This is a genomic window from Streptomyces sp. NRRL F-6492 (assembly GCF_001280125.1).
Classification (GTDB): domain Bacteria; phylum Actinomycetota; class Actinomycetes; order Streptomycetales; family Streptomycetaceae; genus Streptomyces.
On the sequence record NZ_LGEG01000145.1, the window covers coordinates 1 to 383 of the forward strand.

General features: G+C 74.7%; 1 protein-coding gene and 1 pseudogene. One reads left to right on the forward strand and one right to left on the reverse strand.

Annotated elements, in window-relative coordinates; genetic code table 11:
- On the forward strand, positions 1-205 hold a 205-nt coding region (locus tag ADL08_RS38090; protein WP_234352115.1), incomplete at its 5' end, for a hypothetical protein.
- An 8-nt stretch (positions 206-213) separates the two neighbouring features.
- Here ADL08_RS38090 and ADL08_RS38095 read toward each other — a convergent pair.
- Positions 214-351: pseudogene (locus tag ADL08_RS38095) on the reverse strand (alanine--glyoxylate aminotransferase family protein); the annotation flags it as partial.
- Positions 352-383 lie beyond the last annotated feature (32 nt).

The window sequence follows — 383 nt, forward strand, 5'->3', positions numbered from 1 at the left end:
GCTGCGGACCCAGATCCCGCGCTCCCCCCGGACCGGCAACCGCCCGAACCGAAGCGAAACCGGCACCACCCTGCCCGTGACACACCCCCTCCCCGACCTCGCCGCCCTCACCCCCCTGGCCGCCGCCCCCTTCGCGTCGAGCGAGCGGCGGACTTCCCCGCCCCCCGCCCCGACGAAGACTCCGTGGAGTACCGACTGGCACTGAGGGACCCCCCCTTCGCGCGGCAGGAGCGCCTCGCCCTGGGTGATCCCCACGTCCTGCTCGGTGGAGAGCGGCGCGGCCCCCCGCCGCTCGATCGACGCGAAGTGCGCGGCGGTCAGCGGGGCCAGGTCCAGGAGCGGGTGTGTCACGGTCACGGTGGTGCCTTCTTCGGTTCGGTTCG